Origin of the sequence: Anaerovorax odorimutans (genome assembly GCF_024459955.1) — a bacterium.
GTDB lineage: Bacteria > Bacillota > Clostridia > Peptostreptococcales > Anaerovoracaceae > Hominibacterium > Hominibacterium odorimutans_A.
Map to the genome: position 1 here is coordinate 24,000 of NZ_JANFXK010000024.1, position 18,724 is coordinate 42,723.

Here is an 18,724-nt window from a genome sequence, read left to right on the forward strand (position 1 = left end):
CATTTATATTATAGTATAGAGTTTTTTCTACCGCACCGGAGGAGCTACAAATGGAAAAAATTACACAGGATTATTTTGACGTTATTGGAACATACTGGAACAAATATGTAAAAGAAAAGGAACCTCTCCCTAGAAGCCTCGATACGATCAGGCCGGAAATCCTTGACTCATGGAGGCGGTCTTTAGAATATCAAGTATCGCCCTTTGAAATGAAGCATTTTATTCTCAGCAGACAAGAATTGGACTATGTGCTGAAAGAAAACAAACACCTCATATCCATTGCTCATGACCACATGCAAAAACTTTACTTTTATGTTAAAGGTACAAATTTCGCACTAGCACTGGTGAATAAAGATGGATGTGTCATCGACTTACTGGCCGATGATGAATTGATTCAAAAAAAAGCCCATAACACTGGTTTGGAGTTGGGCTGTCTTCGTTCCGAGAAAATAGTCGGCACCTCCGGGATTGCGATCTGCCTTGCTCTGGGTGCGCCATATGCCGTCTATGGCAAAGAACATTTCATCCAAACCCATCACGATTACATTTGCTGCGCCGCGCCAATCTATGGGCAAAACAAAGAATTGATAGGCTGTCTGGCCCTAATTGGACCATACAAACTTGTTCCCGCCCATTCTCTGGGAATGATTACTGCCGCCGCCGATGGCGTAGAGAAAGAACTCAGATTGAAAATGGCTTATGAAGAGATGTCGGAAATCAACAGTAAACTTCAATTTACATTGAATTCTCTTTCCAGCGGTATCCTTTTGATCAATCGAATTGGGCGTATTACCCAGTATAATGAGAAGGCCTCTGAAATTCTGAACATTTCTTATGATCTATTAAACGTTCATATCAATGAAATTTTTTCAGATATGAATACTGTTGAAGAAATTCTTTACACAAAAAACAGTATATATAATAAAGAAGCCACCGTTAATAATTCTTCCGGAAATACAATTACAGTAATGCTCAATGTGGTATGCAATTCCCATGACGCCACGAATATCATTTTAAAATTCGACCGAATTGAAACGGTGCATAAGTTAGTTAATAAAATCGGTGGATTTACAGCCAAGTACACCTTTGATTCTATTATCGGCCAATCCTCCTGTATTGAAGGTGTTAAAAATATGGGCCGCCTTGCAGCTAAAAATGATTCCAATTTGCTCATTCTTGGCGAAAGCGGAACCGGGAAAGATGTGTTGGCGCAGGCCGTACACAACGCAAGCCGCCGGTACGAAGGCCCTTTTATCGCAATTAATTGTGCTTCTCTCCCTAAAGGCTTAATTGAAAGCGAACTTTTCGGTTATGAAACTGGTGCTTTTACGGGGGCTAATAAGAGTGGGAATCCAGGAAAATTTGAATTAGCCGACGGCGGCACCCTTTTCCTGGATGAAATTGGTGATATGCCGCTTGAGCTGCAGGCCACGTTACTGAGAGTACTCCAAAATAAAGAAATCATACGTATTGGCGGTAAAAAGCCAAAGGCTGTTGATGTAAGGATTATCGCAGCAACTAATACGGATTTAGCTGCTGCGGTGAAAGAAAAACTATTTCGCAGCGATCTTTACTATCGCCTCAATGTACTGTCTATTGAAATGCCTCCGCTTCGAGAACGAAAAGAAGACATTCCGCTCCTCATCGATTATTTTGTGGGACTCCACGGTTCCGGGGAAATTCATATAAATCCCTTAACATCTGAAATAAGGCAGAAATGCAATGATTATTCGTGGCCGGGGAATGTGCGGGAATTGGAGAATGTAGTGGAAAGACTGCTCATCACAGCAGGCAATGACACCATACCGGTCGAGCAGCTTTTCAATTCCCTTCTGAGGACGGATTTTACGAAAAATATTTCTCCTCTGGTGGGATCTTTTGACGGGAAGCCGGAAGAAAATTTATCCTGCCCCCAATCTGACACAAGTTTTGATTCCCCGGCAAAAGAATATTCCCGAATCGTTGCAGTCCTCAGGGAGGAGCATGGCCATGTCGCCAGTGCCGCACAACGTCTGGGCATACCGAAACGAACATTATACCGCAAGATCAAAAAGTATAATCTGGACTTGGAATCCTATAGGAAATGGTAATCGTGAGGTGACAACTTTGTTAAACGGAATTATCAGTGTACTAGTCGTATTCATTATCCTGGGAGTCGGCTTTTACTTTACAAAAAGAAAAAAGTGGCCTGAAAATACCAATAAAGTATTTTCGACCACTGTGGTACAAATCGCAGCTCCGTCTCTGGCCATCGTCAGCATAGAAAACCGGTTCACGCCGGACATGCTCCGGGCGGCCTTTTGGAACCTGCTCATCATCGCAGCCAGCCTCTTTTTCATGTATTTTTTAGGAAAGCTACTGTCAAGGCTTTTAAAATTACCGCCGAAAAAGAGGGCTGTCTTTGAAACAACCTTTACCTTCAATAACACGATGTTTATCGGGCTTCCGATCAATCAGATCGTCTTTGGCCACGAAGGGCTGCCCTATCTGTTCACCTTTTACCTGGTGACAATTGTGATGTTCTGGAGCCTGGGAGCATATACCCTTTGCAAGGCATCCGAATCAGGAGGCAAATCTTTTTCCGTTAAAAAGATCTTCAGCCCGGGCCTGGTCGGTGTGCTCATCGGCTGCGCTCTGGTGGAGCTGGAATGGCATCTTCCCGTTATACTGGAAACCTCGCTCACGTATCTGGGCGATATTTGTGTGCCGCTTTCTCTGCTGGTTATCGGTTCCAATCTGGCAAAATCCGTATCCCGCGGCGTCTCGAAGATCACTGTGGACCAGGTTATCATCATGCTGGGCAAGTTCGTGCTCCATCCGCTCATCATCTGGGGAGCATTTTCTCTGTTTGGCATCGGCGGGCTACCCTTGAAAGTCTTTACTCTTACGGCCTCGCTGCCTTGTCACGCTCAGACAGCAATCATGTCCGAATACTATGATCTGGAAGGGGAGTACGCTTCCAATCTGGTCAGTCTTTCCACACTCATCAGCCTGGTCACCATCCCCATATATGCCAGCATCCTCCTGTAGCCGTTTCTAAAGCCCACAGGGCATTTCGGCTGCGCAGTACCGAAAATCTTTTTCTCTGTCATATTCCGCTTTCGCCAATGCTCCCGGTGGGCACCGACCGGCACACAGATCGCATTTTTTGTATTTTTATGCACGCGCCATTCTCTGCCTATCGGCAAACCAGCCTCCATATCCAGGCCGGAGGTAATACTTCTGATCCCCCCGCCGCCGCAGCTTTTTATCCAAATTTCGCCTTACTAAAACGACAGCTCCGTGCGGTTGATCAGATCCATCTGCAGCGGTTTTCCCAGCTCCACGAAATACGCGCTGTATCCCGCCACACGCACCAGCATATCCTTATAATCTTCCGGCTTTTTCATGGCCGCTTTCATCATTTCCGTACTCATAATATTGAACTGGCAGTGCATGGCCTTCTTTGCAAAATAAGCGTCGATAAAGCCGATCAGGTTTTCCCGGCCCGCTTTTCCCGCCACACATTCAGGCGGGAATTTCCAGTTGAGCAGCGTCCCGTTGGTAGCCCTGCTGTGGTCCACCTTTGTCACGGAATTGGAAATAGCCGTAGGCCCGCAGATATCGTGGGAAGCCGCACTGGTATGAACCGGTCCCATATTGTCGGAAAGAGGCTCACTGCTCTTCCTGCCGTCTAAAGACGCTCCCAAATCCAGGCCCAGTCCCACGTTAGCGTTTACCGTATATACGCCGGGACAGAAAGTGCCTCCCCGCGGATTTTCTCTTCCTTCGATATTTCTGCAATAGCAGTTGAACACTTCCTTAAAGAATTCATCCGCATAATCGTCGTCATTGCCATAATGATGGACCTTGCTGCTGTTGACCAGCGCGTACAGAGCTTCATGACCTTCCCAGTTGTCCCGGATGGCCTGCAGCAGCTCTTCTCCGGTATATCTGCCCTCATCGAATACCAGCTGGCTGATTACCGACAGAGTATCGGCGCAGGTGGCGATTCCGCTGGCCTGCGGCCCGGTAAAGTTGTATCTGGCTCCGCCCTCGCCCAGATCCCTGCCGGTTTCAATACAATCGTTGAAAAAAGCGGAAGCGAAAGGCAGCGGTTTCAGCTCTCTGTGCGCCCGGTCAATCACGTTGATTCCCTGACACATCTGATCGGTCCAGAATTTCATCTGTCGATCAAAACTCTGTAAAACTTCATCCATATTCTTAAAGTCGGCAAGGCTTCCGGTATCCGGCCCCAGATGGCTTCCGATTCCGGCGCACTGGGCAAATCTCGGGCAGTCCTTACTGCAATCGATGCATTTGCCGCCGTTAAGCGCCAGCTCCATGACTTTGGCGATGTTCATATAGGCAGAATCATGAAATCCGTATTCGTAGCCCGGCAGATCCGGTTCCACGCAGCCCACAACCTCATAGTTTCTGGCTTCTTCCAGTGTCATTCCCTTTCTTTGCATTACCTCGATCGTCGGTGCGTCGTTGAAGAGCTTGGGGTGACCGTACCCTGCGCGGATGCACTCCACTGCCTTGACTTTCAGCTCGTAAGGCGTTTTTTCATGCATACGGACACATACCCACGGATTCATCATTCTGGTGTGCGCGGAGGCTTCCAGCAGCATAAAGGTCAGATCATTGGCAGCGTCGTTTCCATCTTCGTCCACGCCCCCGATTGTCAGACTCTCGCCGCCCCAACCCCGGCCGCTTCTGACTTCGACTGTCATTTTATCCTTCAGCTTGGAGGGATTTCCGGTTTTAACATAGGCGACTTCCAAAAGCTCCTGGGCGAATTCCTTCGTGATCACGCCCTCTTCAATATCCTTTTTATAATATGGGTACAACCACTGGTCCATTCTTCCGTAGGATATGGAGTGCCCATTGGATTCGATCTGTGTAATAGTAGTGGCAAAGTGCCAAAGCTGAAGGGCCTGCCACATGGTCAGGGCCGGTCCGCCTGCGATTTGCCGGCAGTTTTCTGCAATCTGCAGCAGCTCTTTTTTCCTCTGCTCATTGGTTTCACCCTTTGCGCGGGACTCCGCCAGCTCCGCATATCGTTTGATATATCCGCAGGCCGCTTTCAGTTCAATCCTCATGGCCTCGTAAAAATCGCGCTTTTCCCGGTACTCCCCATCGGAAGGGTTCAGAGCCTCTAATTTCTGTTCCACCTCTGCCAGGTAACCGTTATATCCTTTTCTCAAAAGCTCCGGATAGTCCATGACAAAATGACCAACGCCCGCAAAGTGATAGAGATTGGTCATATAAACCTTTTTGCCCAGCTCGCAGCCCTTCTTCTCATCCTCCGTCAGACGGGAGTCCACAAGGTCAGCTACAGTCTTCCCCTCCCAGAACTCCAGGATTTCCAAAAGCTCATCCCTGTCTTCATCGGTAATGAAAAACTTATCGTGCGCCCGCTGGTCAAAGGGGTGATGCTTTAACTCGTCTATGATCCAGCTGACGGAAAACTCCGGATAGACCGGCGCGGCTTTGGCGGGCGCGGCCACTTCCCCCACGACCAGTTCCTCATCGTAAAGATCAATGTCAACATTCTCAAGGATGTTTTGCAGAGAATAGGCCGTTTTCAGCTTGGCTGACAGATCAGGATTGTTTTTGTACACCTCCGTAATCAGTCTGGCTCTCTGTATATCAATATTGAATTCTCTGTCGAGAAAGGTTTTTCTCAATCGGTTTACCCGCTCGTAGGGCGAAAAATCATCGTGTCCTACCCGATATCCTACTCCGTAGCTTTGATCATAGCTTTCCGTTCCGCACGGCTTTGTTCCGCTCATTCTTTCATTCCCCCATCTTCTCCGGCAGTCGTTCCCGCTGTACAGCTGACGCCTCTGCCGTTAAAATAATTTGCTAACGTTTGTATGTGTTTATTAAATTGCTTCCGGTCCAAATTCACATCACCCATGGGATACGGCCTGCCCAGGGAGGCGTATTTTTCCTCTCCCAGCCGCATAAAGCTCAGCAGCTGCAGCTGTGAAACGCGATTTCCCAGATCCCGGATTATAAAATCACAGGTGGCCCGCATGTTTTCCATATCATCGTTCACTCCCGGGATCACCGGAATACGCACGATCATTTCTTTGCCCAGCTTTGACAGCCTTTTCAGGTTCTCAAGGATTCTTTCATTGGAAACGCCGGTATGTTTCCGATGCGCTTCCGGGTCCATGTGTTTGATATCCGTAATCAGCAGGTCCGCATATGGGACGACCCGTTCAATCAGGCTCCAGTCCGTGCAAAAGGTGGATTCCAGACATGTATGTATACCTTCCTTTTGACAGCGCTCAAAAAGATCCGCCGTAAATTCGCTCTGCGTCAGAGGCTCTCCGCCTGAGACCGTTACACCTCCCTGCGAGCTCTGGTAATAGGCCTTATCCCGCCGGATCACTTCCATGGCTTCTTCTGCCGTCATTTTGCGGCCCCATTGCTTGATCGCGTCCGCCGGGCACTGGTCGGCGCATTTCATACAATTTATACACCGTTTTCGGTCAATGGAAACCAGCTTATTTTCCTCGAATACGAGACTACCGGCTTCGGCACACGCGGTTTCACAGAATCCGCATTTATCTTTTCCTATGCATTTGGCGGTATAGACGCCCGGCACGATTCCCTGGGACTGGCTCTCCGGATTGCCGCACCACCTGCATGTGAGCGGACAGCCTTTTAGAAATAACTCCGTGCGGATTCCCGGTCCGTCGTGGATCGTATAACGCTGAATATTGAATATGATGCCTTCCCTGGCCATGTTTCGCAAACCTTTCTCCTCAACAAACAGACTCCTGCCTGTATCAATATAGCAAAAATCACCTCAGGAAACAAGTGCTTCCATTACAGGAAGGCGCAGGGCATGCCTGCTACGCACTTGCCGCAGACTTCGCTCCCGGTATCTTCCGCGGGCTGTCCCGGTTCCGAAGCATAGGAATTTCCAAAGCTATTGTAAATCGCGGCATTTTCCCGGCAAACCTGAAAACATTTTTCCCTGTCGTATCCATTTCGCGTCAGCGCCCCGGAAGGGCATCGGTCGGCACAGAGGCCGCATTTTCCTGACCGCTTATAAATACACAGTTCTTCTTTCATGGGACTGTCCGGGGTCACGGGAAGATCCGTGACAACTGTACTGATTCGTCCGCAGCAGCCCCTTTTCGTAATCAGCATATTATTGAGCCCAAAGGTGCCAAGGCCTGCCGCATAGGCGATGTGGCGCTGCGACCAGTTGCTGATGAGAAGTTCCCTGTCAAAAGCTCCCGCTTCCGGTGAAACAGCCGCCCGATATCCTTCCCCCTTCAAAAGGTTGATAATATGCTGATTCAGCTCACCGAACATAGCGTTGGTCTCCTCATAGCCCAGGGCCCACTGAGGGGATGCCGTACCCGCTTCAATATTGGTCTGCGCCATATCCTTTAAGAAAGGCACGAAATAGGCCAGGATCACCGTCGGACGCTCAATGACATCCTGTCCGGTGGCATGTGCTGGTGAAATTACAGATTTCAGACTGGTCAGGTCCGCGTCGGCAAACCCAACCAGCGGCTTTCCCCATTTTGTCTGCGACTTGGATTCGTACTTTCGAATAAAGTTTTCTATCTGCTTTTCGAGATATTTCTTCATTTGTTCTGCCTCCAGAGTGGATTTTTTCCTGCCGACAATCGAAAAAACAAGACCTTTATCACAAGGCCTTGTTTAAACGTCGTCTCTTTTCTTACAGATCGTAGTACATGTCAAATTCCATCGGTGTCGGCATCAGACTGTGCTTCTTCGTTTCCGCACGCTTATTAATCAGCCAGATCTCGATCAGCTTTTCCGGGAACACGCCGCCCTCTGTCAGGAAGGCATGATCCTCTTCCAGCGCGTCCAGAGCTTCGTCCAGCGTTCTCGGCAGGCTCTTGATCTTTTTCTTTTCCTCTTCGGATAAGTTGTAAAGATTAAAGTCATACGGCCCATAGCCTTCCGCTACCGGATCGATTTTGTTCTTGATTCCATCGCAGCCCGCCATCAGGATAGCGGAAAACGCATAGTACGGATTGCAGGTGCCGTCCGGATTACGGATTTCGAAACGTTTTTTATCCGGATCTTTGGCATATGCCGGCACACGGATAACGGAGCTCCTGTTGGCTGTCGCAAAACCGATTGTAACTGGAGCTTCGTAGCCAGGCACCAGACGTTTGAAGGAGTTGGTGCTCGGATTTGTAAAGGCGCACAGCGCACGGATATGTCTTAAAATACCGCCCATGAAATACAGCGCGTCCTGTGAAAGCTGTGAATACCCATCCTTGTCATAGAAGAGAGGTTCTCCGCCTTTGAACAGCTGCATATGAACGTGCATGCCGTTTCCTGCCTCGTCGAAGATCGGCTTTGGCATAAAGGTAGCAGTCTTTCCTTCGGCAATGGCTTCGTTCTTAATCAGATATTTTGTCATCATCGTCTTATCGGCCATCTCTGTTACGGAACCGAATTCCACTTCGATCTCCAGCTGTCCCGGTCCGCCTACTTCGTGATGGTGATATTTAACACGGATGCCCTGCTTTTCCATCAGCATGCAGACTCTGCTTCTGAAATCATACAGTACGTCCTGCGGCGGCGCCATGTGATATCCGCCTTTATGGGGCATCTTGTATCCCAAGTTAAAGTCCCGGTCCTCTTTATTCCATTCAGCCTGCTCAGTATCAATATAATAGCTGGATTCATTGGGCGCTGTGGAATAGCTTACGTGATCGAATACATGGAATTCGTATTCCGGTCCGATCTTCATCTCATCAGCGATGCCCGCTTTTACGAGATATTCTTCCGCGTGTTTTGCCACGTTTCTCGGGTCCTGGTCAAAAGGCCGGTTGTTCGGCACATCGATTACATATACGTCGCCGATCATAGCCAGGGTCGGGATTTCCATGAAAGGGTCCACATAAGAGGTAGAGAGGTCCGGAATGAATACCATATCGCTCTTCTCTACCGGCGCGAACCCATAGTTGCTGCCATCAAAGCCGATGCCGTTTTTAAAAGTGTCTTCCGTAAAACGATCTACAGGAATGGTCAGATGTCTCCATCTGCCGTTGAGGTCAATCATCATAAAGTCGACCATCTGTATCCGCTTTTCTTCTATAAATCGTTTTGCTTCTACCAGTGAATTAAACATGCACAGTTCTCCTTTTTATTTAATATAGCATAAATTTTCCCACTCTTTAGTATATATTCCCCGGACCCGGGTTGTCAATTCTTTTGCTGCGGTTACTTTTAAAAGGAACGTTCATTTTTTATGATTAACCCACTTTTGGCGATTCCTGCTGTACCGGATCTTTGGATAGATCCATTTCCGTTGCCGATATGATTTTGGTCTTTTTGACAATTTTGCGAATGATATACAGGGCCACGAAAATCGGCAGGCCGATATAGGTAACCAGAACTCCGTACCAGTCTACGCCGGAAGAAGTGAAGGCATAATAGCCCTGGCCCAAGATTACGATTGTGCAGACAATCAAAGAATACCACGTACCAAAGGGATATAACTTTGTCTTGTATTTCAGCTCGGCCAGATCCTTTCCCTGAACCTTGAAACCCCTTCTGAATCTCAGATGGCAGATACAAATACCGAACCATGTCAGAAATCCGGTCAGGCCGGTAGCGCTGTACAGCCAGGTATAAACGGCGCTGTCGCTGTTCAGGGAAGTGAGGAAGCAGAGGCTGGCTGTTAAAGCTGTAAAAAGCACGGCAACGACTGGTACGCCTTTTTTGCTGACCTTGCCGAATAATTTAGGCGATTTTCCAGAGTTGGCCATGGAAAACAGCAGGCGGCTGGCGGAATAAAGCGTGGAATTACCGCAGGACAGTATTGAGGTCAGAATGACCGCGTTCATTACCGAGGCTGCCATAGCAATGCCGCTCTTTTCAAAAATAATGGTAAAAGGACTAACCGCCACGTTATCGATATCCGCATTAAGCAAGTCAGGATTCGTATAAGGAATCAAAGTAGCCACTACAAAAATCGCTCCTATGTAAAACAGCAGGATACGCCAGAACACACTGTTAATGGCTTTAGGTACTGTTTTTTCAGGGTTGACACATTCTCCTGCGGCAATGGCGGTGGCTTCAACGCCTACAAAGGAAAAACCGGCCACCATAAAAATACTGAATATGGCGAAACCGCCTCCGACAAACGGCGCGTCGTCCAGAGTCCAGTTGCTGAATCCTGGACTTTCGGACTTGAATACGCCAATGATCATCAGGACGCCCACTACCAGGAAAATAATGATGGTCACTACCTTGATTCCCGCGAACCAGAATTCCGCTTCGCCGAAAATACCGGCTGAAAACATGTTCAGGACCAGCAGCAAAACGATAAAAATAGCGCTCCACATGATCGACGAACTATCCGGAAACCAGAATTTCATGACAATGGCCGATGCCACCAGCTCCGTAGCAACGGTCATGGCGCTGCAATACCAGTAGTTCCAGCCCATGGCAAAGCCGAAGGCCGGATCGATGTAATCGGTGGAATAGGTCTCAAAGGCGCCAGGTACAGGCCGGTAGGTCGCCATTTCACCCAGGGCGGTCATAACAAAGTATACGGCGATTCCAATAATTCCGTAGGCAACCATACTGCCTCCCGGCCCTGCTGTACTGATGGAGGAACCGGTGGCTACAAAGAGCCCGGTCCCAATAGCCCCGCCGATGGCGATCATATTCATCTGCCTCGGTTTCAGCTTTCTTTGAAGTTTATTGTTTTCTTTGGCTTCACTCATGTGATTTCTCCTTTCTGTGAAAACCGGCCGGCTTACGCCAGCGACGGATCATCCAAAAGCAGCGATACGGCTTTATTGATGATCCTTGGAGTCCGTTCAAACAGGTCCTCCCTGCATACCCGCTCTGTCAGTTTGTGAAAATCCTTGCCCCAGGGGCCGATGTTCATGCACGGCATGGTTATGGTTTCGATAGCCGCCACCGGAATGCTGTAAAAGTCTCCGAACAGTGGCATCGATCTCTCCAATGCTTCCAGAGTGCGGTTTCCCTCCCTTATGCTTGTGTAGCTCAGATCGGATATTCCAGTGTAAAAATATTCTTTCGTATAATGCTGCCGGTACGTTTCCCAGGTATAGGCGTCCAGATCCTGCGCCAGCGTCTTCACCTGAGGATCCAGTTTTTCGAAATACAGGTTGGAAACATTGGGATAATATGGCGGGATCAAACCGCAGACTACCCTCGGCGATAAGTCTTCAATATAATCGAACACGAATTCCACCAGAGCGAAGTTGCTTTCTATAATATTGATGGTACCTTCCCGCATGCTCTGGGAAAGGTGGGCCACCTTTTTCTCATAGTTCTCCCGGAAGGCCGCTCCGTGCGCTCCGGCAGCTTCTTCACAGAGACTGGCAAAATCCGTCACCTTCACCTTCCAGGGCAGTTCCTTTGCCACCGGCTCGGCCACCTGGCAAAACCGGGCATAGCTCTCGTTCATTTCCTCAAGGATCTTGCCGAAGGCTTTTGTACAGACAGTCTCCACCTTTTCCATTACTTCCGCGGGAGTCTGATCCAGCGTAAGGATGCTGAAACATCCGGACGCGGAAAGAGGCATGGAAACATCATACTGTTTTTTGCTGTCTTTCAGATACAGCCACGTAGGAGGAGGCGCGCTCTCCGCCCCCATCGCATCGCAGAAGTCCATATTCAATTCCGTGCTCCTGACAATCTCACTCATCAGATTCAGCGGGTTGAATCCCTCGAACACCTTTCCGATGTGGGAAAGATATCCTCTGACATAGACAAAGGGCATAAGCTTGCCTACGGACCCTTCGGAAAAGATCCCCTGCGTAAAGTCCTTTCTCTGATGAGGCTCGGAATTAATCATGATTTTGTAGTTCAGACCATACGTATTCTTTAATTCCTCCAGGAGTTTCACAGCGGCCCGCATTCCTGCCGAAAGGTTTTCTTCATCCGGCACTGCGATAACGATCACATTTCCTTTGAAATCCTTCAGCTCACTGTAACGCCGCAGAAGCGCCAGCTGAATGGCTCCGCCGCCTTTCATGTCGGCTGTTCCCCTTCCAAAGAGAAAGGTATCGTCCTCCAGATCCTTTCTGGCGTCCGACGGCAGAGAGTCCTTTATTTTATACAGCTCCTGGGCCAGTTCGTCCGGGGAAAACGCATAGGATTTCAAAAGCTTGAAATCCTCGATCTCCACCACGTCGTTATGGTGTACGAAAACAACGGTATCGTCGCCCCTGCCCTTGACCATCGCGTAGCATACCGCCCGGCCGAAGGAGTCCCCTGGGATGGGATAAGTTCCGTAATACTGAGGATTTTCCTTAAAGTAGGGAATTTCCGACAGATGGCCCATGAGAAACTGCTCCGCTTCCTTTTCCCTCTCCGTATAGGTAAAGCTCTGGGTCTTGATATAGCGATACAGAATATCGCGGATTTCTTTATCGATTTCTCTTAAAATGTCCTTTTTTTCTCCCATTACGCAGATAAGCCTTTCTTCTTTTTATTTACAGTCTTGTGATCGGGCAGGTCAGACAGGTAGGGCCTCCGGTGCCTCTGTAGGAAAGCTCTTTGCCTTCGTAAGTCATGACGGTCAGTCCCAGATCCTTCAGTTTTTTCTCCACCTTCGGGCAGCCCTTGATCAGAATCACCTTTCCCGGCTCCAAAGCCAGCAGATTAGTACCCAGATAATCATATTCGTCATCATCGGCTTCGATGAGCGTAAATCCTTTTTCCAGCAGGTATTCCCGGAAGAATACAGGCATGAATTTGGAATAGACAACCGCTTTATCCGTATCCACAAAGCTGATGATGCTCATCAGGTGCAGGCAGGCATCTTCTCCTTCTCCGTGGGGCATAGGTACGATGATGTATTCATCAATGATGTCCTTTGTCAGTTCCTTGAACTGACGGATGCCTTCATCATTGGTGCGATAGCCTCTGCCGATGGCAACGGTCTTTTCATCAATCCAGAGAACGTCTCCGCCTTCCATCTTCCCCGGAGCTTTGATCTCACCCAGAGTCGGTACTCCGATGCTCTCCAGATATGCTTTTGTCGCCAGATATTCCTTGCTGCGAAGGGCTTTGCCCATTGGAAAGTAGATCGCTCCTTTTTGGGTGATCTTCAGTGGATCGTGGGTATAGATCGAATCCAGACCGGTGCGGTCATCCTGAGGAAGATAATAAACATTTTCTACATTTTCCTTGATATATTTCTCAAATACTGCATATTCTTCCAGCACCTTCTCATAATCCGGGCAGCCGAAATATTTGAATTCCTCCCAGGTGTTATTGAGATTTTCCTGACTGATAAAGGCCTGTTCCGGCTTTTTAATTAAAATAGATTCTATTTTTCCGACCATAGATTGACAACCGTATTTCATTTTTATACCTCCAAATGTTTTTTTATATAATTAAAGCAAATATCATGCCAACATCTGAAAACTGCAGGAAAGCCTGTCGTTTTGCTGTATTCGGCTGTTTGGACAAATCAGCAGCCAGGGAAATACAGCAAAAACGAAAAAAATCTTGCGCATCTTCGCAAAATTTCTTTCGTTTTCTCTGACTTTGTTCTATTTCTCCAGTCGGTATTTTTCCATCTTATACCGCAGCGCCTGCCTGCTGATATGGAGCTGCCGCGCCGCCTCGGTAATATTGTCCGTCTCACTGAGAACCTGGCGGAGGATATTCTTCTCAAAATCCCCCACGATCTCATTAATCGTTTTGTTCTCGTTCAGTTCCTTTTTCCATTTGCAGCTTTCCGGCCCTGCAGCTTCCGGCTTTTTGTCGTATAGCAGGTGCGCCGGAATATCCCTCACCGTAATCTCATCGGCTTCCGCCATGTTGAATCCATACTCGATCACATTCCGCAGCTCCCTGACGTTGCCGGGCCAGCTATAACTCATGAGCATCTGCATGGCCAGTTTGCTGCAGCCCTTTAACTTTTTACCGCTCCGGCGGTTGTAGTATTCTATGTAATGATCTATCAGCAACGGAATATCCCTTTTTCGGTCCCGCAAAAGGGGCAGCCGGATCTGAACCACGCTCAGCCGATAGTAGAGATCGCGCCGCATTTCCTGCTCCTCTATGATATCCCTGGGTTCCCGGTTGACTGCCGATACGATGCGCACATCGATCCTGCGCTCCTCCTCTTCGCCCACCCGCCGGATTTTCTGCTCTTCCACTGCTTTTAAGATCTTGCCCTGAAGGCTGATATCCATGGAGTTGAGTTCATCCAGGAACAAGGTTCCGTTATGGGCCATTTCGAACAAGCCCTTTCTGTTTTCCGCTCCCGTGTAGCTGCCTTTGACCGTTCCGAACAGCGTGCTTTCCAGAAGGCCCGCGGGAATTGCCGAGCAGTTCTGGGAAACAAAAGGCCCTTTTGCGCGCCTGCTGTGGCTGTGGATAGCCTGGGCGGCGACTTCCTTGCCGGTCCCCGTATCTCCAATGACCATGACCGTAGATTCTCCGGCAGCGCTGCGCAGAATCTGCTCCTTTACTTCTTCCATGTGCGGGTCCTGGGTCACCATGTCGTCCAGGCAATAATAGCGATCTTCCCTGCCCTGTGTTTTTTCTCTCCTGCCGATTCGTTTACTGCATGGCTCCCCGTTTTCGGACAGCATAATCGTTCCTTCTACCGCCCCAATGATCTCTCCGTTGAGCTCAATGGGATAAGTGCTGCAGGAAAAGGTCAGGGTTTTTCCATTGCAGTCCGTAAGGGTCTGCACCTCATCAATGATCGGTTCGCCAGTTTTCATGACACGGAAAATCGTACTCTCCTCTTCCGTAAGATCCGGATAGACCTCCAAGAGATATTTTCCCGTATAACCTTCGTTTTTTACGGTATGGTCTTCCAAATCAATGAGAGCACAGTATTCTATAATCCCGTCCCGGTCTGTAATCAGGATCGAGTCCATATTATCATAGATGCCGCTCATCTGTTCCAAACAACTGGCAAACATGGCCGCCTCCTTCTGCCTGTATTCTTTCTGCTGTATGAACTCTATTCTATCCTGATTTTTCGCACTTGTAAAGGCTGCGTGTTCAGGCAGTTTTCATCTTTGAGCGGAATACGGCCATAGAAAGCGTCACCAGCCCGATTCCATAGGCTGCCACCCACCATATATGGGGAAACATGTCGCCGTAGGCTCCGGTGACCGCGGCCTGGCCCATGTCTACCGCATGGACAAAGGGAAGGCAGTAAGCGGCTGTTTTAAAGGCTCCTCCCACCAAGTCCAGGCTGAACCATGTGCCGGAAAGCCATGCGGTCAAATTGGTCAGCAGCGCTCCGCAGACGCCGGTAGCGGTCTTTTCGTTGAACAGGCTGCCGCATAGGAGTCCCATGCCAATAAACGTCAGCGATACCGGAAGCATCAGCAGTAGTGAAACAAAAGCGGAAACGGTAATCTCCATCCCCAGAGCAAAGGCGACCAGGTAGCAGATGAGGCTCTGAGCCAATGCCATGGGAATCAGCGGAAGCGTATAGCCGAGAATGAAGTCCGCTGCCGACATGGGGGTTGTCATCAGTCTTGCCAGCATGGATGTTTCACGGTCGTGCGCTACCAGCTGGGCGGAAAAGAGCGCCATAAAAGAAAGGCCGAACACTGCGATTCCCGGGGTCAATCGGTCCAGTTGAAAAATTGGTTCTGGCACATTGCGGTTGATCGCTGTCAGCAGCAGGATCAGAATCACCGGGAAGCCAATGCCAAAGATCATGGATATCGGGTCACGTAAAATTTCTTTTGTGGTACGACCCGCAAAAACTTGCATTTTCACTGCAAATCGCCTCCTCCCGCCAGATACACGAAGGCATCTTCAAAGCTGGCTGCTCCGGTTTGTTCCCGCAGCTCTTTTTCCGTACCAATGGCGCAAAGCTTCCCGTCTTTCATGATACAGATCCTGTCGGAAAGGGATTCGGCCTCTTCCAGGTAATGGGTGGTGAGAATCACGGTAATACGGCCTTTCAATTGCCGTATTACGGACCACAGCTCCCTCCTCGCTAAAACATCCAGTCCCAGGGTTGGTTCATCTAAAAATAAAATCCGCGGGTCGCTGATTAAGGCCATAGCAATGCTGAGCCTCCGCTGCCAGCCGCCCGAAAGCGTCTTTGCTTTCTGCTTTTCGATCTCCTCCAGAGCAAAAAGCCGAATCAGCTCATCCGCCTTTCTCTTTGCTTCCGCCTTCTTGATTCCGTGGACGCCTGCCATCAGTTCCAGATTTTCCCTAACCGACAGATTCCTGGCAATGGCCGTCTCCTGAGGTGATACGCCAATACACTTTTTTACTTCTTTCTCATCGGATCTGATGCTGCTGCCCAAAAGAAAGGCATCCCCATCGTCCGGCCTGGTCAGGCACGACAGCATTCTGATTGTCGTCGTCTTTCCGGCTCCGTTTACTCCCAGCAGAGCAAAGAGCTCCCCTCTTCTTACCGATAGGGACAAGTTGTCCACTGCGGCCCTGCCTGCGTATTTTTTCGTCAATCCGCAGGTTTTAATTGCAAAATCCATGTTTTCCTCCTTTATTTTTTCGGAAAATCATGGACAAGCGCAAGGGCGTCGAAGAATTTTTCCAGATCGGACTGTGCCACAATAGCCAGCCCGCGCTCTTCATCACCCAAAACCAGCAGCTTATCGCCGGCCTTTATATGAAAAATTTCACGCGCTTTTTTCGGTATTACAATCTGCCCTCTTTCTCCTACCGTAACGCTCCCGAAGAGATGCTTTCCTTTGGGAGGAATCATCACACCCGACTCGTCTTCCCGGTAATTCACCAGATCATCGAGACTGACACCAAACAGACGGGCGATTTCGCTGCAGGTAGCCAGATCCGGCATGGATTCGCCGCTCTCCCACTTTGCCACCGCCTGACGGGACACGTTTAACTTTTCCGCCAGCTCTTCCTGCGTATATTGATGCACTTTCCTGAGTCTCTGTAAATTCACGCTTATCATGTTTTTCCTACCTTTCATATAACTCATTATACTCGTACTCGGCACATTCTCCACCAACAGGAGCTGACATGGATTCTACTTTTCGTTGCGTCTTGAAGGTTGAAGGATGGGCGCCGCTGGGGTCAGCGTGCGGGCCTGGGCTGCGGGGATTTGCGACCAAATCGGTCGCTTGCTGCGGAATCCCGCGACCATGGGGCTTGAATTGGCGTCTTGGTCGCAAGGTCTTTCTGACTCACGGGGCTTTGCGACCAAATCGGCTGCTTGCTGCCAAATCCCGCGACCATGGGGCTTGAATTGGCTCCTTGGTCGCAGACCTTCTTCAGCACTACGGGGATTTGCGACCAGACCGGCCTCTTGCTACGGAATCCCGCGACCATGGGGCTCGAAACGGCGCCTTGGTCGCAAACCTTCTTCCGCACTACGAGGATTTGCGACCAAATCGGTCGCTTGCTGCAAAATCCTGCGACCATGGGGCTCGAAACAGCACCTTGGTCGCAGAGCCCTTTCTGGCTCACGGGGATTTGCGACCAAACCGGCCTCTTGCTGCGGAATCCCGCGACCATGGGGCTCGAAACGGCACCTTGGTCGCAAGGTCTTTCTGGCCTTGCGGGTGTTTGCAACCAGATTGACTGCTTGCGGCGAAATCCCGCGACCATGAGACTCGAATTGGCATCTTGGTCGCAGATGCCTTTCTGTGCTACGGGAATTTGCAGCTGAATGCGGGTCAATAGGTCCGGAAAAATCGATCCGCCATCTTTACCATCTGTGCTGCTTCTCCCAGCCATGAAAGGCTCCGTGACTTTTGCCATCCTGTCTCACACCTGTAAAGTATGGCAGGATATAGCTCTCTATAATATGGAAGATAAATTGGCTGCTGCAGTTTCCTTTATTATCATCCTGAGTCAGAATCAGATTCTTTCCGATTACTAGATTATTGCGCTGGTAAGTATGCAGTTTTTGCGCATTTTCGATACAATAGCCCAACTCCTGGAGCAGTCCCAAATGCTCCCAGATCAGTCGTCTGCCATCCAACAGACGTATCGTAAAGTCCGGATAATAAAAAACGCCATCCTCACTGGGATAAGGAAACCGCTCCTCATATCGAAAAGGAATGCCATAGCCAAAAAGCGCATTGGCTATAATTACCTCGGATTTTGAGCGCACCAACTCCCCACATGCGGTTTCGTGAATATGACTTTTAGAATCGAACGGGCATTTCATATAATCTGCGGCCAGCCACTCTTGAAGCTGTTTTTCCCGGCGAAGCTCCAAGGCTTTTCTATATTTGGGCGGCAGCTCCTGAATCAGCGTTTCTCTGTCACAGGTTTGGTATTGCCGCAGTAAATTATGCATAAGAGGCAGATTTTTATTGCATATTTTTCTGGTTTTGACTGCGAGCATTTTTTCGATCAGACCACAAAGCTTGTCTGGATCATGCTTTATATTAACGCTCTTATTCCCCCAGCCTTTTTCTGTTATGCCCTTACAGGTTTGATAATAGTCTGTCTTTTCAGGCCGCTGCCGTGCGGTCAAATAGCCTTCCGGCGCCTGCTTAATTACAGCTTTACTCTCTTTTAGCAACCGCTCCTGAACGGCAATTTCTAAATTCAGCGTTTTCTCAAAATTATCCATCGTTTCCCCCTTTTCTTGCGACCAAATCGGTCGCTTGCTGTAAAATCCTGCGACCATGGACCCTGAATTGACTCCTTGGTCGCAGATGCCTCTCTGAACTGCGGCCATTTGCGACCAAATCGGTTGCTTGCTGCAGAATCCCGCGACCATGGACCCTGAATTCGCTCCTTGGTCGCAGAT

At 49.1% G+C, this 18,724-nt stretch carries 14 protein-coding genes and 1 pseudogene; 2 read left to right on the plus strand and 13 right to left on the minus strand.

The genetic code is table 11. From position 1 onward, the window contains the following. The first annotated feature begins 50 nt into the window (after window positions 1-50). A complete protein-coding gene (locus NE619_RS16080; RefSeq protein ID WP_256133482.1) occupies window positions 51-2,090 on the plus strand; it encodes a sigma-54-dependent Fis family transcriptional regulator in 2,040 nt (679 codons plus the stop codon). A 16-nt stretch (window positions 2,091-2,106) separates the two neighbouring features. Further along, window positions 2,107-3,030, plus strand: a complete 924-nt coding sequence (locus NE619_RS16085; protein ID WP_256133483.1) for an AEC family transporter — start codon at window positions 2,107-2,109, stop codon at window positions 3,028-3,030. 236 nt (window positions 3,031-3,266) lie between these two features. Here NE619_RS16085 and hpfG read toward each other — a convergent pair whose 3' ends face one another. The 13 genes and pseudogenes from hpfG to NE619_RS16145 all read right to left on the minus strand — a co-directional run. Then, window positions 3,267-5,777 carry a (2S)-3-sulfopropanediol dehydratase gene (gene hpfG / locus NE619_RS16090; protein ID WP_256133484.1) on the minus strand — a complete coding sequence of 837 codons (2,511 nt, stop codon included), beginning with the start codon at window positions 5,775-5,777 and terminating at the stop codon, window positions 3,267-3,269. Further along, window positions 5,774-6,742, minus strand: a complete 969-nt coding sequence (gene hpfH / locus NE619_RS16095) for a (2S)-3-sulfopropanediol dehydratase activating enzyme (RefSeq protein WP_256133494.1) — start codon at window positions 6,740-6,742, stop codon at window positions 5,774-5,776. The genes hpfG and hpfH overlap by 4 nt, the downstream gene beginning before the upstream one ends. Window positions 6,743-6,825: 83 nt before the next feature. Further along, window positions 6,826-7,602: an epoxyqueuosine reductase gene (locus tag NE619_RS16100; protein WP_256133485.1), complete on the minus strand. Its 777-nt coding sequence runs from the start codon at window positions 7,600-7,602 to the stop codon at window positions 6,826-6,828. Window positions 7,603-7,693: 91 nt separating this feature from the next. Beyond that, window positions 7,694-9,124 (minus strand): type I glutamate--ammonia ligase, encoded by a 1,431-nt coding sequence (glnA, locus tag NE619_RS16105; protein WP_256133486.1) that lies wholly within the window; start codon window positions 9,122-9,124, stop codon window positions 7,694-7,696. Window positions 9,125-9,248: 124 nt separating this feature from the next. After that, window positions 9,249-10,727, minus strand: a complete 1,479-nt coding sequence (locus tag NE619_RS16110) for an amino acid permease (protein ID WP_256133487.1) — start codon at window positions 10,725-10,727, stop codon at window positions 9,249-9,251. A gap of 32 nt (window positions 10,728-10,759) precedes the next feature. Beyond that, window positions 10,760-12,442: a M20/M25/M40 family metallo-hydrolase gene (locus tag NE619_RS16115; protein WP_256133488.1), complete on the minus strand. Its 1,683-nt coding sequence runs from the start codon at window positions 12,440-12,442 to the stop codon at window positions 10,760-10,762. A gap of 28 nt (window positions 12,443-12,470) precedes the next feature. Next, window positions 12,471-13,346, minus strand: coding sequence for a dimethylarginine dimethylaminohydrolase family protein (locus NE619_RS16120; RefSeq protein WP_256133489.1), 876 nt, complete (start codon window positions 13,344-13,346; stop codon window positions 12,471-12,473). 189 nt (window positions 13,347-13,535) lie between these two features. Continuing rightward, window positions 13,536-14,924 (minus strand): sigma-54 interaction domain-containing protein, encoded by a 1,389-nt coding sequence (locus NE619_RS16125; RefSeq protein WP_256133490.1) that lies wholly within the window; start codon window positions 14,922-14,924, stop codon window positions 13,536-13,538. 82 nt (window positions 14,925-15,006) lie between these two features. Beyond that, window positions 15,007-15,732 carry an ABC transporter permease gene (locus NE619_RS16130; protein WP_256133495.1) on the minus strand — a complete coding sequence of 242 codons (726 nt, stop codon included), beginning with the start codon at window positions 15,730-15,732 and terminating at the stop codon, window positions 15,007-15,009. Window positions 15,733-15,734: 2 nt separating this feature from the next. Continuing rightward, complete coding sequence (locus NE619_RS16135; RefSeq protein WP_256133491.1) at window positions 15,735-16,469, minus strand: ABC transporter ATP-binding protein; 735 nt, start codon at window positions 16,467-16,469, stop codon at window positions 15,735-15,737. A gap of 11 nt (window positions 16,470-16,480) precedes the next feature. After that, the gene (locus NE619_RS19165; RefSeq protein WP_334304339.1) at window positions 16,481-16,702 is read right to left on the minus strand and encodes an AbrB/MazE/SpoVT family DNA-binding domain-containing protein; all 222 of its coding nucleotides are present in this window, start codon (window positions 16,700-16,702) and stop codon (window positions 16,481-16,483) included. Window positions 16,703-16,729: 27 nt separating this feature from the next. Beyond that, window positions 16,730-16,939: pseudogene (locus tag NE619_RS19170) on the minus strand (helix-turn-helix transcriptional regulator); the annotation flags it as partial. 729 nt (window positions 16,940-17,668) lie between these two features. Next, a partial coding sequence (locus tag NE619_RS16145) for a hypothetical protein (RefSeq protein ID WP_330640816.1) occupies window positions 17,669-18,724 on the minus strand: 1,056 nt, incomplete at its 5' end.

Excerpts from the sequence above, each read along its gene's own strand:
- NE619_RS16080 (WP_256133482.1), top strand. The coding sequence starts at position 51 with ATGGAAAAAATTACACAGGATTATTTTGACGTTATTGGAACATACTGG.
- hpfG (WP_256133484.1), bottom strand. The coding sequence starts at position 5,777 with ATGAGCGGAACAAAGCCGTGCGGAACGGAAAGCTATGATCAAAGCTAC.
- hpfH (WP_256133494.1), bottom strand. The coding sequence starts at position 6,742 with ATGGCCAGGGAAGGCATCATATTCAATATTCAGCGTTATACGATCCAC.
- NE619_RS16100 (WP_256133485.1), bottom strand. The coding sequence starts at position 7,602 with ATGAAGAAATATCTCGAAAAGCAGATAGAAAACTTTATTCGAAAGTAC.
- glnA (WP_256133486.1), bottom strand. The coding sequence starts at position 9,124 with ATGTTTAATTCACTGGTAGAAGCAAAACGATTTATAGAAGAAAAGCGG.
- NE619_RS16110 (WP_256133487.1), bottom strand. The coding sequence starts at position 10,727 with ATGAGTGAAGCCAAAGAAAACAATAAACTTCAAAGAAAGCTGAAACCG.
- NE619_RS16115 (WP_256133488.1), bottom strand. The coding sequence starts at position 12,442 with ATGGGAGAAAAAAAGGACATTTTAAGAGAAATCGATAAAGAAATCCGC.
- NE619_RS16120 (WP_256133489.1), bottom strand. The coding sequence starts at position 13,346 with ATGAAATACGGTTGTCAATCTATGGTCGGAAAAATAGAATCTATTTTA.
- NE619_RS16125 (WP_256133490.1), bottom strand. The coding sequence starts at position 14,924 with ATGTTTGCCAGTTGTTTGGAACAGATGAGCGGCATCTATGATAATATG.
- NE619_RS16130 (WP_256133495.1), bottom strand. The coding sequence starts at position 15,732 with ATGCAAGTTTTTGCGGGTCGTACCACAAAAGAAATTTTACGTGACCCG.
- NE619_RS16135 (WP_256133491.1), bottom strand. The coding sequence starts at position 16,469 with ATGGATTTTGCAATTAAAACCTGCGGATTGACGAAAAAATACGCAGGC.
- NE619_RS19165 (WP_334304339.1), bottom strand. The coding sequence starts at position 16,702 with ATGATTCCTCCCAAAGGAAAGCATCTCTTCGGGAGCGTTACGGTAGGA.